The 12,965-nt window shown below is 61.7% G+C and carries 14 protein-coding genes; 2 read left to right on the forward strand and 12 right to left on the reverse strand.

The window, feature by feature from the left end; translation table 11 throughout:
- Positions 1 to 77 precede the first annotated feature (77 nt).
- The 12 genes from D8779_RS17025 to D8779_RS17080 all read right to left on the reverse strand — a co-directional run bounded on the left by D8779_RS17025 (position 78) and on the right by D8779_RS17080 (position 11,560).
- The gene (locus D8779_RS17025) at positions 78 to 1,115 is read right to left on the reverse strand and encodes a trans-3-hydroxy-L-proline dehydratase (RefSeq protein ID WP_136665666.1); all 1,038 of its coding nucleotides are present in this window, start codon (positions 1,113 to 1,115) and stop codon (positions 78 to 80) included.
- 9 nt (positions 1,116 to 1,124) lie between these two features.
- Entirely contained in the window at positions 1,125 to 1,847 is a 723-nt protein-coding gene (locus D8779_RS17030) for an amino acid ABC transporter ATP-binding protein (RefSeq protein WP_136665667.1), read from the reverse strand.
- Entirely contained in the window at positions 1,840 to 2,490 is a 651-nt protein-coding gene (locus tag D8779_RS17035; protein ID WP_136665668.1) for an amino acid ABC transporter permease, read from the reverse strand. The genes D8779_RS17030 and D8779_RS17035 overlap by 8 nt, the downstream gene beginning before the upstream one ends.
- 13 nt (positions 2,491 to 2,503) lie before the next feature.
- On the reverse strand, positions 2,504 to 3,169 hold the full coding sequence (locus D8779_RS17040; RefSeq protein ID WP_090244638.1) for an amino acid ABC transporter permease: 666 nt from the start codon (positions 3,167 to 3,169) through the stop codon (positions 2,504 to 2,506).
- Positions 3,170 to 3,172: 3 nt separating this feature from the next.
- On the reverse strand, positions 3,173 to 4,939 hold the full coding sequence (gene lhpI / locus D8779_RS17045) for a cis-3-hydroxy-L-proline dehydratase (RefSeq protein ID WP_136665669.1): 1,767 nt from the start codon (positions 4,937 to 4,939) through the stop codon (positions 3,173 to 3,175).
- Positions 4,940 to 5,001: 62 nt separating this feature from the next.
- Entirely contained in the window at positions 5,002 to 5,820 is an 819-nt protein-coding gene (locus tag D8779_RS17050; RefSeq protein ID WP_136665670.1) for an ABC transporter substrate-binding protein, read from the reverse strand.
- Between the two features lie 336 nt (positions 5,821 to 6,156).
- Positions 6,157 to 6,918 (reverse strand): AraC family transcriptional regulator, encoded by a 762-nt coding sequence (locus D8779_RS17055; protein ID WP_136665671.1) that lies wholly within the window; start codon positions 6,916 to 6,918, stop codon positions 6,157 to 6,159.
- A 267-nt stretch (positions 6,919 to 7,185) separates the two neighbouring features.
- Entirely contained in the window at positions 7,186 to 8,445 is a 1,260-nt protein-coding gene (locus D8779_RS17060) for an NAD(P)/FAD-dependent oxidoreductase (RefSeq protein WP_136665672.1), read from the reverse strand.
- Entirely contained in the window at positions 8,442 to 8,678 is a 237-nt protein-coding gene (locus D8779_RS17065; protein WP_136665673.1) for a (2Fe-2S)-binding protein, read from the reverse strand. The genes D8779_RS17060 and D8779_RS17065 overlap by 4 nt, the downstream gene beginning before the upstream one ends.
- Entirely contained in the window at positions 8,675 to 9,796 is a 1,122-nt protein-coding gene (locus tag D8779_RS17070) for an NAD(P)/FAD-dependent oxidoreductase (protein WP_136665674.1), read from the reverse strand. Before D8779_RS17070 ends, D8779_RS17065 begins: the two co-directional genes overlap by 4 nt.
- Positions 9,793 to 10,728: a 4-hydroxyproline epimerase gene (locus D8779_RS17075; protein WP_136665675.1), complete on the reverse strand. Its 936-nt coding sequence runs from the start codon at positions 10,726 to 10,728 to the stop codon at positions 9,793 to 9,795. The genes D8779_RS17070 and D8779_RS17075 overlap by 4 nt, the downstream gene beginning before the upstream one ends.
- 151 nt (positions 10,729 to 10,879) lie before the next feature.
- Positions 10,880 to 11,560, reverse strand: coding sequence for a GntR family transcriptional regulator (locus tag D8779_RS17080; RefSeq protein WP_205895837.1), 681 nt, complete (start codon positions 11,558 to 11,560; stop codon positions 10,880 to 10,882).
- A gap of 193 nt (positions 11,561 to 11,753) precedes the next feature.
- Here D8779_RS17080 and D8779_RS17085 point away from each other — a divergent pair, with 193 nt between their 5' ends.
- A complete protein-coding gene (locus D8779_RS17085; RefSeq protein ID WP_136665676.1) occupies positions 11,754 to 12,041 on the forward strand; it encodes a PA4642 family protein in 288 nt (95 codons plus the stop codon).
- A gap of 330 nt (positions 12,042 to 12,371) precedes the next feature.
- Positions 12,372 to 12,965 carry a TetR/AcrR family transcriptional regulator gene (locus D8779_RS17090; protein ID WP_136665677.1) on the forward strand — a complete coding sequence of 198 codons (594 nt, stop codon included), beginning with the start codon at positions 12,372 to 12,374 and terminating at the stop codon, positions 12,963 to 12,965.

Genomic DNA, 12,965 nt, shown 5'->3' on the forward strand with positions numbered 1-12,965 from the left:
CATCTGTTTCCCGTGGTTGGGCGTAACGCCCGGTTCGTTGCACCGGCGAGCCGGCAGTTCTAAATCCTCAACACGCCTTAGCGCTTCAGCTCCACTGGCCAGGTATCGGACAAGCGATAGCCCTGCGGCCAGGGGTCATCAGGGTCAAGCAGGTGCTGGTGGGTGCCGGTGATCCAGGCCCGGCCAGACAGGCAGGGGATGATCGCCGGGCGCCCAGCGACTTCGCTCAGGCTGTCGATTCGGCAATGGAACTCGGAATCAATAATCGAGCGGCCGATAAAGCGTTCGCCGACCTGCAATTGACCTCTGGCATGCAATACCGCCATGCGCGCTGAGCAACCGGTGCCCGTGGGCGAGCGGTCGACTTTGCCGGGACGAATCACCACCGCGTTGGCGGCGCTCAAAATCCCCTCTTGCCGTTGCAATGGGCCGGCCAGTTGGCAAAAAGAAATATGCGCCCAGTCCGGGTTGAGTGGATGGACGAAGCCTAGCTGCTCGTTGGCTGCGCGGGTGATCTTAAGCCCACAGGCGGCCAGGTCGGCCGCTTCGTCAGCGCCGAGTGAGAAGCCCAGCGCCTGGGCGTCGGCAATGACGAAACTGTCGCCGCCATAGGCGGTGTCCACCTGTAGTGAGCCAATACCATCGACCTCAATCCAGGCATCCAGCCGATCGGCGAAAGACGGCACGTTCTTTATTTCGACCCGTTCGACTTTGCCGTTGCGGCACTGCGCCACGGCTTCGATCAGCCCGCCGGGGGCTTCCAGAATCAGATGGGTTTGCGGCTCGGTCATGGGCAGGATGCCGCTTTCCAGCAGCACCGTGGCAACGCATAACGAGTTGGAGCCCGACATCGGCGGCGTATCGGCCGGTTCCATGATGATCCAGGCCATCTGCGCGCGTGGATCTTTGGCTGGTACCAGTAAGTTGACGTGGCGGAACACCCCGCCGCGCGGTTCATTCAGCATGAAGTTGCGCAGGGTTTGATCTTCGGCGATCCAGCGCGATTGCGCCCACAGCGTATCGCCCGGTGGCGGTGCGACGCCGCCGACTATCACGTCGCCGACTTCGCCTTCGGCATGGCAACTGACCACATGTATAACTTTGCTCGAGCGCATGCTGCTCTCCTAAAGCACGGATTTCAGAAAGTCGGCCGTTTCCGCGTATTGCGGGCTGACCAGCACTTGCTCGGGGGTACCGATCTCGTGCACCAGGCCGTTGCGGAAGAACGCCACACGGTCCGAGACTTCACGGGCGAAGCTGATCTCATGGGTCACCAGCACCATGGTCATGCCGTCTTCGGCGAGCATGCGCATAGTGTCCAGCACCTCGCCCACCAACTGCGGGTCGAGAGCGCTGGTGGCCTCGTCAAACAGCATGTAATCCGGTGACATGGCCAAGGCGCGGGCGATGGCCATACGTTGCTGCTGACCGCCAGAGAGCTTGCCGGGGAACACCTTGAGCTTGTCCGCCAGGCCCACGTGGGTCAGCTGGCGCACGGCGATGTCCTCAGCCTCAGCTCGGCTTTGGCCGAGTACTTTGCGCGGTGCCAGCATGACGTTCTCCAGCACGGTCAGGTGCGGAAACGCATTCCACTGTTGGAAGACGATACCGATCTTCTGCCGCAGGCGATTGAGGTCGGTGGCTTTGTTGTGCACCTCGGTACCGTCGACGCGAATGCTGCCTTGCTGGATGACTTCCAAGCCGTTGATGCACATCAACAGGGTCGATTTGCCGGAGCCGGAGCCACCGATGATGGACACCACTTCGCCTTTGTTCACCGTCAGGCTCACGCCCTTGATGACATCGAGGTCGCCGAAGGATTTGTGTACGTTTTCGATCTCAATCATTTTCCTGCCACCTTTTCTCCAGTTGATTGCCCAAGCGGGCCACCACCAGGCTGATGAAGTAGTAGATAAGCCCGGCGATGCACAGCACCAGCAGAGGCTCTTGGATGCGTGTAACGATGATTTGCGAGGCGCGTAGCAGCTCGACAATGCCGATCCACATGACCAGGGCGGTGTCTTTCATTACCGACAAGGCCAGGTTGAGCCAGCCAGGGAAGGCGATGCGGGTGGCCATCGGCATGACGATGTAGCGCAGGTCTTGCCAGTAATTCAGGCCCAGTGAGCGTCCTGCCCGGCGCACGTTGGGTGATACCGCCAGCACGCCGCTACGCACGATCTCGGTGCAGTAGGCGGCGGCATACACGCCGAGTACGGCGCAGGCGACTGAGAACGCGCTCCAGTCCAAACCGGCAATGCTTTTCAGTGAGTTGAACAAGACAAACTGGATCAGCAACGGCACGCTGCGAAAGGCATCCAGCACCCAGGCCAGCGGCAATGTGGCGCGTGGCAAGGTAGCGCGCAGCAGGCCGCAGATAACCCCGCCGGCGGTGCCCAGCAGCATGGCCCACAAGGTCAGCAGGATGGTGGTCCAGGCCCCTTGCAGCAGAAACAGCAGGTCGGTCGAGGTGATGCTGGTAGTCAACATGGCCATTACCCTCCTAGTAGCGGAACAGGCGCCAGCCGAGTAGGCGGGCGACCAGTACGATGGCTTTGGCGATCAGGTAGTAAAGAACCGCCGCGAGTGCGAAGTACTCGAAGGTGCGGAAGGTCTTCACGTTGTAACCCTGGGTGACCCCGGTAAGGTCGTTGTTGAGGCCGACAATGACGCCCAGTGAGGTCATCAATACCGCCCAGACCATCTGATTGGTCAGTGGGTAGAACACGATGCGCAGCAACTGCGGGATGATCACCAGCTGGTAGGTCTTGAATGCGCTCATGCCCAACGAGCGGGCCGCACGCATTTGCGTCTCCGGCACGGCCTTGAGCCCGCCGCGAAAGTTCTCCGCCAGATAGCCCGCATTGTTGAAGGTGATCCCTGCGAGCAATGCCGCCCAGGAACTGATGTGAATGCCGAACGAGCCGAGGCCGAAGTACAGCAAGTAGATCTGAAACAGCGACGGCGTGTTGCGCGCCACTGATACCCAGGCGTTGCCGAAGCCGCGGGCTAAAGGGTTTTTTGTTTGCCGCATCAGGGTCAGACATAGGGCGATTAACACGCCGAAGATCATCGACAGGGCGGCGGTTTCGAAGGTGACCCACGCGCCGCCGAGCATATCGGGCAGCGCCTTGAAGGCCGAGCGCCAGTGGAAGCTGTAATCGAACATTGCTCAATAACCTCCTTGGCGGGATGTTTGGCTCAACCAATTCGGCAGATCGCCGCTGGCTTGGCCGTTACAGGCTGCATCGACGCACGCGGCCAGGCCTGCGAAGTGCACGCGGCGGCCGACCAGGCCCGGTGCGTAGTGGGCGTATTTGCCAGAGTTGGTCATCAGGTTTTTGGCGCTGATCGGGAGTACCGGCTCACCGAGCATGCACCAGCAGGTGTCCGTGACAAATTGCACGCCGAAAGCCTCCAGCGCAGCGACATGGCCGGCGTCTCGCGCTTGCTCAAGCACGTGGCGGCCGCAGGTGATCACCACTGCTACATCTGGGTGTTTATCTTTGCCCACGCAGAGCCGGGCTAACGCCGCACATTCACTTAACGAGAAATGCGGATTGCCCAGCGACACCAGGCCGAGGTCTGGGCTGCTGGCGCTGTTCAGTTCGTGCCAGCTGGCAAGCAGGTCTTGCGCGCTAATATCGAGCTGGCGCTGCGCTGCCATGCCGCCCAGAGCCTGTTCGCAGGTGGCGGCTTCCGGGGTCACGCCGACGATATGGAACATCGGCGCGCCTGAGGTGGTGGCGAAGGCCGCACCGAAGGCTTTGAGATCATCGCGGCTCGGCTGCGCCTGCTGCAAACCGCAGATCACGGGGATCTGGCTGCCGGCCAGGGCGCCGATGTGGTAACCGAGCAGCGGGTAGAAGGCGTCGTCCACTTCGCCCAGCGCCGGCACGTTGATCTGTAACGTGGCCAGCCGTCCTGTGGCCAGGTGACAGCCGATCAGCGGCGCCCGGCCAGTCAGGGCAATGCAGATGTCGAGAAAGTCGGGGTATTTCTGGGTGCGGGCCGCCAGCACGCTATTGGCAAATACCACGGCGTTGGACTCGGCCCAGACCACCTGATCACCGGCTTCTGGTGCGCTGTCGAGCAGGTAGGGCGCGCAGGTAAAGCTCAGTTGGGCGCCCATCGCCATATAGGCATCACCCAAGGCGCTGGCCGGCTCGCCAAAGGCCGGGTCAATGCCTTGGGCGCGCCAGCGTCGTTGGTCTACAGAGATGGCGTTGAGCGTCGTCGGCACCCGCACCTTCGCGCCCCACGCAACCAATTGCTCGGCAAAGCGCAGGCTCGCCGGGCCGGTATAGATGCAGCCATCGATATGCGCCTGGCTGATGTCGATCAATTCGCGAGCACCTTGCAGTTCCGCCATGCGCAAAACGATCTGCATGGCGACTTGTGCGGCTTTACCGTGGTCGCCTGCGAGCACGGCGTGGTCGTAGTCGGTCAGCATCAGGTCGCTGTGCTGAGGTGATGTTTCAGCTGTCAGTGACGACGCGGGTTGGTCGTCTCTAGGTGCTGTGACGTAGGCGTTGATCTGGCTGCCGTCGACGCGCACAAAGGTGCAGTCGTGCAGGCGTTCGAATGCCGCTTGGCCGATACAGATAACCGGCAGGCTGCGCTCGAACAGCGCCTGAGCAATCAGAACGCCCAGGCTGAGAATTTCTTCGGGATGCGCCACCACTAGAGCGGCGGGTGCGTGCCCGTTAAGAATCAGTTCCAGCAATACACTGCTGCCGGTGCAGGAGCCACGGCCGCTGGGAATGGCCAGCACACACCCGCTGATGACGTTACCGTTTAAAGGGTGATGGCGGTCGATCACCTCACCGCTGAAGGGGTCGACCCCGCCCCAGAAACTCAGGCCAACATCGGCATACAGCAAATCGCCTTGCGCGCGGCCACTGACCAGGCTGCGTGCTTGCATAGAAAAATCAGGCATCTGTAGCTCCCGTACGACCCGCAAGCAGGCCGCACGTTGATGGATGGATTATTAGCTACGGCTCAGTAGTAGACGCCGGGTACCGACAGGTTGGCCGGGGCGATTTCCTTGCCGACCCACTTGTCCCACAGTTCCTGATAACGGCCGGTACGCACCTGCTGGTTAACGAACAGGTTCATGTAATTGAGTAAGCCGTATTCGTTACGCTTGGCCGCCAGCGACACGTAATCGATGGTGTAGGGCGCGTCACCGGCGATCTTCAGGCCTTTGTATTTGCCCGACTTGAGCGTTGCGGCAGCGACGGTGTTGGTCACGACTGTTGCGTCGATGTGCCCTTGGGTGACGGCGAGGATGGTGTCGTTGAGGCTCTGGTAGGCGCGGAAGCTACCACCGCCCCAAGCCTTCACGTCTTTCTCCAGGGCGATGGCCTCATAGGTGCCGCTGGTATTGCCGACCGGGTGGCTTTTGAGGTCGGCGTAACTGTTAATGCCGCTGTCTGCACGGGTCAGCACAACCATTTGGAAGGCAAAGTAGGGCACGGTCATGCCCACGGTCTTGGCGCGCTCCAGGGTGTCGGAGGTGGACGCGACGATGACGTCGGCGCGCCCGGAAATGAGCGCAGGGATGCGATCAGGAAAAGGCGTTTCGACCACTTCTGGGGTGACGCCAAGCACCTTGGCCAGGTCGCCGCAATAGTCGACGTCGAAACCTACGGGGTTATTCGCTTCATCGCGAAAGCCCATCGGTGGAAAGTCCAGGGTGACGGCGCAGCGCAGCTTGCCCGACTCAATAATGTCATCGAGCTTGTCGGCCTGGGCCACGTTGATAAAGGAGGTGCTCAGAACAGCTGTGAGGGCTACGGCGAGTGTGGGGTTTTTCATAGGGGCCTCTAGGTCTGGTTGGGTCGAGCATTGGTGTGGATTGAATTTGGTATTGCGGATTTCGTATACGATATTAAATATGCATCGGTCATGCCAGAACGCCCTTAGATGGTTGAGAAGTGCTTTTTGAGGATCGTGTACTGGGCTACAGCGCCTGTGGGCTGGGCGCTGCGCTACAACGCCGAAGAACACGCAGGGCCGTTACGTCGCGAGCGTGGCCGCGGGCGAAAGGGCGTATCAGCCTCGCGGTGTCACAGAAGGAAGCAGGACGCGCAGGTGTGCACCGTAACGTTGCGCCGCAGGGTAACAATCGTGACGCAGAGATTTGCGCGAGGGTCAGGCGTGGCGTTGGCTGTCGCGGTACTGGCTTGGGGAGAGTCCGGTAAGGGCTTTGAACTGGCGGCTGAACGCGCTGTGGTCGGTGTAGCCGCAGCGCAGGGCAATTTCGGTGATCGGCAGTTCGCCGGCTAGCAGCTGTGAGGCCGCACCGAGGCGAGCCTGGTGGATCATCTGCCGTGGCGTGAGTTGGAAAATACGCTTGCACAGCCGTTCGAGTTGAGCGATGGACAGCCCGGCGATGCTGGCCAGGTGCTTCACCGCGATGGGGTGGGCGTAGTGCTGACGAATATGCGCGTCGACTGCAGCGAGCTTCTGATACGCCGGGTGGCTGGCCTGCGGCGCTTGTAAGTCATAAGAGATGCCGGCCATGCCGATGATCGTTCCCTGGCGATCCTGTAAGGCCAGTTTGTGAGTCAGGCACCAGCCGGGTTGGCGGCCTGGGTAGAGGTGCAGCTCAAGCTGATCGCTGAGGGGCGTTCCGACCTCTAACACGCGCCGGTCTTGTTCGGTATACAGCGGGCCGAAGCGCGAGGGGAAAACTTGCTCGGCGGTTTTGCCAAGCAGTGTTTGCCGCTCTTTCAGCGCGCAGCGTTGCACCAAGGTTTGGTTAACCAGTACGTAGCGCGCTTGGCAATCCTTGATAAAAAACACCACCCCGGGCATGGCGTCGAGTAGCGGTGCGATTACCTGCAAACTGCCGAGTAGTTCGTTCAGGTCGCAGGGCGGTGGTAGCAGTTGGCTTGGGGCGGGAAACAACATGGGCCGGGTCCAGGCAGAGCGAGTGGATGCCGCTGGTAGCGGCTAGCGGCACCACTCTATAGCTGCGCGCCGGTCATGGGGAAGTATTGCTAGCCTGCGAGAGGACGTAGGGTGGGTTAGGCGCCTGTCCATGTGACTGGCGTTACACCGATCGTTGCTGCGCCGTAACCCACCATCGGCGCAATACATGGCTACCGTCTGGTGGGTTACGCGGCGCGCCATGCTGGCGGTGTCTGATCGTATTGAGCTTGGCGCCGCTAACCCACCCTACCCATGCACTTGCGCCTCTGCGAGCTGCAGCAGGCTGTCGATACGCGTAGGCGTCAGGGGCATGCGCGGTGTCGGCGTTTGCCAGTCGAACAGATACTCACAGGCCGCGCCGCAAATACGTCCCTGGCAAGGGCCCATGCCACAGCGACTGTGCAACTTGGCATCGACCCAGCCACTGCGCTCGGCGAGGGCCGAGTAGGGCACGTCTTCACAGCGGCAGACCAGTGTGTCGGCCTCGGCCAGCTGTTTCAGCTGTGGATTGAGGGCGAAGCGCCGGTTGAGCTGCGTGGCAAAGGCTTGCCAGCGTGCGCGTTGCGGCCACAGTGCGCGGGCCTGCTGTTGCTCGCCAACTGCGGCATAGCCGGCGATGGCGCCTTCAACCAGGGCCAATTCGCTGCCGCCAAAACCGGTGCACTCGCCGGCAGCGTAATGATCGGCCCGGCTGCACGCTTGCCAGTCATCGACGGCAATTGCTTGGTCTGCCACGCGACACCCCAAGGCTTGGCCCAGCTGAGTATTGGCAATTAGGCCAAAGCCGCAGGCGAGGCGCTCGCAAGGGATTTCTATGATTTTGCCGGACTGGCTTAAGCGCACGGCTTCCAGTTTCTCGCTGCCGAGTGCGGCCACGACGAAACTGTCGCTGCGATAGTGGCTATCCAGCAGTTGCGTGGCCTGCAGCAGTTTGCCGGGCCAGCGCGCCAGCTGAAGGGTAAAAGCCGACAGGGCTGCAAGGCTGGCCTGTTCGGTAATGCGCTGGATCTGTGCGCCGGCCTTCCTGGCGCTGGCGGCACTGGCCAATAACAGCGGGCCACTGCCAGCAATCACCAGGCGTTCACCAGCCAACGGAACGCCACCTTTGACCAGCGCTTGCAGGCCGCCTGCGCCCGTGACACCGGGCAATGTCCAGCCGGGGAAGGGCAGTAATAGTTCGCGGGCGCCCGTGCAGAGGATGAGTGTGCTGTAGCGAACGTTCCAGGCGCAGTTGTCATCCTCCAGCAGCAACTGCTGTGGACCAGCGATGGCGACTACGCGGGTTGCAGCAAAAAACTGCACGTTGCTCGCTGCGGCCAACGCCGAGCGGTAGCGGCGCGCGGCGGCAGGTAGCTGCGCCTGTACGCCATCACGCCAGATTTGCCCACCGGGCGCCGGGTTGTCGTCGATGATGGCGATACGCGCACCGCTGGGGGCGGCTGCCAAGGCGGCGGCCATACCCGCAGGGCCCGCGCCGATGATCAAGAGGTCGAAGTCGCGGGTCATGGCTGAGTCTCCACCTGCATGCCGGTACGGCACAGAGTTTGGCAGGCCAGGCGACGCTGGCCATCGATGCTGACGCGGCATTCCTGACACACGCCCATGCCGCAAAATGGCGCGCGGCGCTGGCCGCTGACCGAGGTCCGGCTGTTGCCGTCACCGCCGAGGTAGAGCGCCGCTGCGACCGTTGTACCTTGGGCTACCCGCAGCAGTTGGCCATCCAGGCTGAGCTCAATCATCGGTGCTGCTCCTTGAGTTCAGGTGTGTGGAGAAAACGCTCTGGACGATAAGGCGTGGGGTCGATCGCTGAGAGTTCTCCTAAAAGTTGCTCGGCCAGTAGCTGCGCAGTGCCGGGTGCCGTGGTGACGCCCAAGCCTTCATGGCCAACGGCGAGCCATAGGCCTGGCTGCTGTGGGTGCGCACCGATCAGCGGCAGACCGTCTGGAGTGGCGGCACGAAAGCCGGTCCAGCTGCGTATCGCGTTCAGCTGGCCCAGCTCTGGCAGATAGTCGAGGGCGCGTTGCAGCATGCGTGCGAGCACGGCCCCCTCGACCTCTGGGCTGAGACTGTCGAATTGGCGCGATGAACCCAGCAGGATCTGTCCGGTCGGTCGCGGCTGGGCGTTGAAGGCGACCGTGGTGCCGCTGGTGACATGGGCGCTGGCGGCGTAACCAAGCTCAACCAACTGATGCTGAATACGGCCGGGGTAGCGGTCAGTGATCAGTATGTGGCCCTTCTTCGAGCGAATCGGCAGCTCAGGGCATAGTTCGCTGGCGTGGATGCCGTTGGCCACTATCACCACCTTGGCCTGTAACCAGCTGCCATCCGCCAGACGTACCCGGTTACCCTCGACCGCGCTGACCTGCTCACAGCGTTGGCGAATACGCGCGCCACCTTGAGTCAGCATCCAGCGTGCCGCATTGGGAGCGTAAACGATGCTGTCACCGTTCACCTTGAGTGCGCCGCTCAGGTCTCGACGCAGCATCGGTTCGGCCTGACGCAGATCTTCTGCATCCAGCAAGTGGCAGGCGACACCTTGAGCACGCAAGGTTTCGCCCTTGTGCGCGGCGGCCTGCAGTTCTTCCTGGTTCGCCGCCAGCCACAAGGTGCCGCAGTTGCGGTAGGCGCAGTCGGCGGCGAGTTGAGGCGCCCACTGCTGCCACAACTCGATGGAGAAGCGACTCAGGGCCAGCTCCGCCGGGTTGTCATCCATCGCGACCAGGTGGCCCATGCCGGCGGCCGTGGCACCGCCACGATGGTTGTCCAGCACCACAACATTCATGCCGCGCTGGGCGAGCGTTTTGGCGCAGGCGCTGCCGACTATACCTGCGCCGATAACGATGACATCCGCGTTCATCCGCGAATGCCCCAGGCGAAAGGATCGTTGTCCTCCAGCAGCAGGGTGGCGTCGGCGCTGATATGCGCGCGGCCGCGAATGGTCGGAATAACGCGACCCTCGTCTTGCCATTCATAACTGCACTCGAACTGACTGCCAATCACGCTGGCCTGGCGCCACAGGGCGCCGGGTGCCAGCTTGCCATCGGTGGCCAGGCAGGCCAGTTTGGCGCTGGTGCCGGTGCCACAGGGGGAGCGGTCGTAGGCTTTGCCGGGGCACAGCACAAAGTTGCGGCTGTCTGCTTCGGCGTCGCTGGCGAATAGCTCGATGTGGTCGATTTCCTCGCCGTCTTCGCCGTGCACAGCTTGTGCGGTCAGCGCTTGGCGCACGGCCCAGCAGTAGTCGGTGAGTGCTTCGATATTGTCCCCGGCAATGCGTTGACCATGCTCGGCAATCAGGAAGAACCAGTTACCGCCCCAGGCGATATCGCCGCTGACGCTACCCAGCCCAGGCACCTGCAGGGTGACAGCCTGGCGATAGCGATAGGCTGGTACGTTGCGCACACTGACCGAGCCATCCGCATGCAACGTGGCCTCGACCGTGCCGACGGGGGTTTCGATGCGGTGTATTCCCGGTTGAATGCGGCCCAGGTAGGCCAGTGAGGCGACCAAGCCAATGGTGCCGTGGCCGCACATGCCGAGGTAGCCGCTGTTGTTGAAGAAGATCACGCCACAGCTGGCGCTCGGGTCCAGTGGCTCGCAGAGCAGCGCGCCGACCAAGACATCGCTGCCCCGTGGTTCCAGCACGACAGCGGCGCGCCAAGCGTCGAAACGTTCGGCCAATAGCTGGCGTCGTTCGAGCATTGTGCCCTGACCTAGATCGGGGAAACCTTCGATCACCAAGCGGGTTGGCTCACCGCCAGTGTGGGAGTCGATGACGTGGATGCGTTTCATGGCTGCAGGCACCTGCGTGTAAATAAGGTGCCTGTAAGACTGGGGTTTCGCTGCCGTGGCGGCTTGATGACTTTCGTGGTGGGCTATGACGAAATCGGCACAGTGGCGTGCCGATTACTGCGTCTGAATTTTGCGGCGCGGGTAGTTGTGATCAGTTCGGTGTAAGCCGGTTTGGCAAGTGCTCGTACAGCGTGCGGCAGACACCGATGATGTGCTGCTCGATCAGCATGGCGGCCTTGTCGGCATCCCCCGCGCGACAAGCCTCAAGGATTTCCCGGTGCTCGTGGTCAGCGCGGTCTTTACCTGCGGACAGGCTCATTTGCATGCGCAGGTAACGCTCGACTTTGTCGTGGATCGAGCGGATCAGGTTGATCAAGAAGGGACGCTGGGCCGGCTCATAGAGGCAGGCGTGCAGTGCCCAGTTCAATTCTGCCCAATGGCCGATATCAGTTTCGCCAACGAACGCCTGGCAGATGCGCTCGGCTTGGGCGAATGTTGCTTCCGTCATGTTGGGCACCGCCAGACGGATGGCCTGCACTTCTAGCAGCACGCGCACCTCGAAGATCTGCGCCAGTTCAGGCTCGGAGATACGTGTGACCACCGCGCCTTTGTTGCGCTGGAACACCACCAGCCCTTCAGCTTCTAGACGCTTGAGCGCTTCGCGCACGGGGATTTTGCTGACATTGAACAGGCGGGCTACGTCGTCCTGACGAATCGGTTCGTCTTCGTCGAAGTGGCCGCCGATGATGGCCTCACGCAGGTGCTTGGTGATGACTTCCGAGGCCGTTGGGGTGACGCCTAGGTTGGGCGCATTGAAACTGGGCAGTGGCAAGAGGCAGGCCTCGCGTTGGTCAGAAGTGCAGATATTGTATACGAGGCGCGTCCTGTTGCGGCTGTAGCGCGCTCATCGCATGCGTTGCCGCACAACTCGCTGGGTTGTTCGCGCACGCCGCTCGCGTTGAGCGGCGGGGCATGTGGGGGTTACACTGCCGCCCCCCGTGTGGCCTGGTTAGCTGGAGTGAACGATGCGTAAAGACAAGAAACAGGTGATTGGCGAAGAGATTGGTGACGAGCCGATCAAGCTGTTCCTCGCCGTGGAGCCGGCAGACGCCACGCCGCCGTCGCTGCACAAGCTGGTCAAAGCCTACCGTGGCTTGCGGATTGATGATTTCGAGCGCTTTGTCGGTTTCTTCGTTGCAGCGGGTTATGACCTGAATGCTAAAGACGCCCAAGGCCATGACTTTATCGCGCTGATCCAGGATCAACGCTTTGCCGAACCCTATATCGAAGTGATTAAAGCCGCCCGCGGCTAAGAACCTACTCAACGTCTGCTGCGCGTCGGCCTTGCTGCGTTAAAAGCAGGTTCCGCGTGATTCGCTGCGCTCACCCTTCGGGCCAGCCTGCGGCTGTTACTCCGCTGCGCTGCGTTTCTCACCTGCATTGACCAGCCGAGGCTGTTACTAACGTAGCGCTTTGCATGGCTCTAGCTCGCGAAACGTTGAGCAGGTTCTGTATCTCTCTCCCTACTTGAGCCTCGTACTGATCGAGGCTCAGTCCTGCTGAGACCCACTCTGCTTCTTGTTGATAATCACGCAAATCAATAGTGCTGGGCGGCCCTAGACGACCGGTCATATCCTTGCGGCATGAACTCCAGTATCCGTGTCGACAAGCGTGACCTGATCCTCGCCAAAGGCGCCGAGGTGATGACCCGTCGTGGTTATCACGGTGCCGGCGTGCAGGAAATCGTCCAGGCCGCCGGCGTGCCCAAGGGTTCCTTCTACCACTACTTCGCCAGTAAAGAAGACTTTGCCCTGCAGGCCCTGCAGCAGGTTTACCAGCCGCGCCTGGCGCGTTATGCCGAAGCCTTAGGCAATCCGGCGGTGAGCCCGCGCGAGCGCATCCTCGGTTATTACACCGAGCTGGTGGAGCACTTCGCCCGCCAGGAGCGCCTGGAGTACCACTGCTTTATTGGCAGCCTGAGTTTTGAAATGGCCGAGTTGTCGCCAACCTTGGGCGCGCAGGTCGATGCGATTCTGCAAGCCTCGGCGGACACCCTGCAGAGCTGTCTGGAACAGGCGCAGGCGGCTGGCGAACTACCGGTCGGTGAGGACTGCCGCAACCTGGCGAGCTTTATCACCAATGCCTGGCAAGGCGCGCTGACCCGGCTCAAGGTGGCGAACAACAGCCGCGCCCTGACTGACTTTATCCAACGCCTGCAGCTGTTGTTGCAGGCCTGA

The sequence above is a fragment of the Pseudomonas leptonychotis genome, from assembly GCF_004920405.1.
Classification (GTDB): domain Bacteria; phylum Pseudomonadota; class Gammaproteobacteria; order Pseudomonadales; family Pseudomonadaceae; genus Aquipseudomonas; species Aquipseudomonas leptonychotis.

Bases quoted from the DNA above. Each gene is read 5' to 3' on its own strand.
- D8779_RS17065 (WP_136665673.1), bottom strand. From the start codon at position 8,678: ATGATTGAGCTCAGCCTGGATGGCCAACTGCTGCGGGTAGCCCAAGGT.
- D8779_RS17090 (WP_136665677.1), top strand. From the start codon at position 12,372: ATGAACTCCAGTATCCGTGTCGACAAGCGTGACCTGATCCTCGCCAAA.
- D8779_RS17050 (WP_136665670.1), bottom strand. From the start codon at position 5,820: ATGAAAAACCCCACACTCGCCGTAGCCCTCACAGCTGTTCTGAGCACC.
- D8779_RS17030 (WP_136665667.1), bottom strand. From the start codon at position 1,847: ATGATTGAGATCGAAAACGTACACAAATCCTTCGGCGACCTCGATGTC.
- D8779_RS17055 (WP_136665671.1), bottom strand. From the start codon at position 6,918: ATGTTGTTTCCCGCCCCAAGCCAACTGCTACCACCGCCCTGCGACCTG.
- D8779_RS17035 (WP_136665668.1), bottom strand. From the start codon at position 2,490: ATGTTGACTACCAGCATCACCTCGACCGACCTGCTGTTTCTGCTGCAA.
- D8779_RS17040 (WP_090244638.1), bottom strand. From the start codon at position 3,169: ATGTTCGATTACAGCTTCCACTGGCGCTCGGCCTTCAAGGCGCTGCCC.
- D8779_RS17070 (WP_136665674.1), bottom strand. From the start codon at position 9,796: ATGAACGCGGATGTCATCGTTATCGGCGCAGGTATAGTCGGCAGCGCC.
- D8779_RS17025 (WP_136665666.1), bottom strand. From the start codon at position 1,115: ATGCGCTCGAGCAAAGTTATACATGTGGTCAGTTGCCATGCCGAAGGC.
- D8779_RS17060 (WP_136665672.1), bottom strand. From the start codon at position 8,445: ATGACCCGCGACTTCGACCTCTTGATCATCGGCGCGGGCCCTGCGGGT.
- lhpI (WP_136665669.1), bottom strand. From the start codon at position 4,939: ATGCCTGATTTTTCTATGCAAGCACGCAGCCTGGTCAGTGGCCGCGCG.
- D8779_RS17075 (WP_136665675.1), bottom strand. From the start codon at position 10,728: ATGAAACGCATCCACGTCATCGACTCCCACACTGGCGGTGAGCCAACC.
- D8779_RS17085 (WP_136665676.1), top strand. From the start codon at position 11,754: ATGCGTAAAGACAAGAAACAGGTGATTGGCGAAGAGATTGGTGACGAG.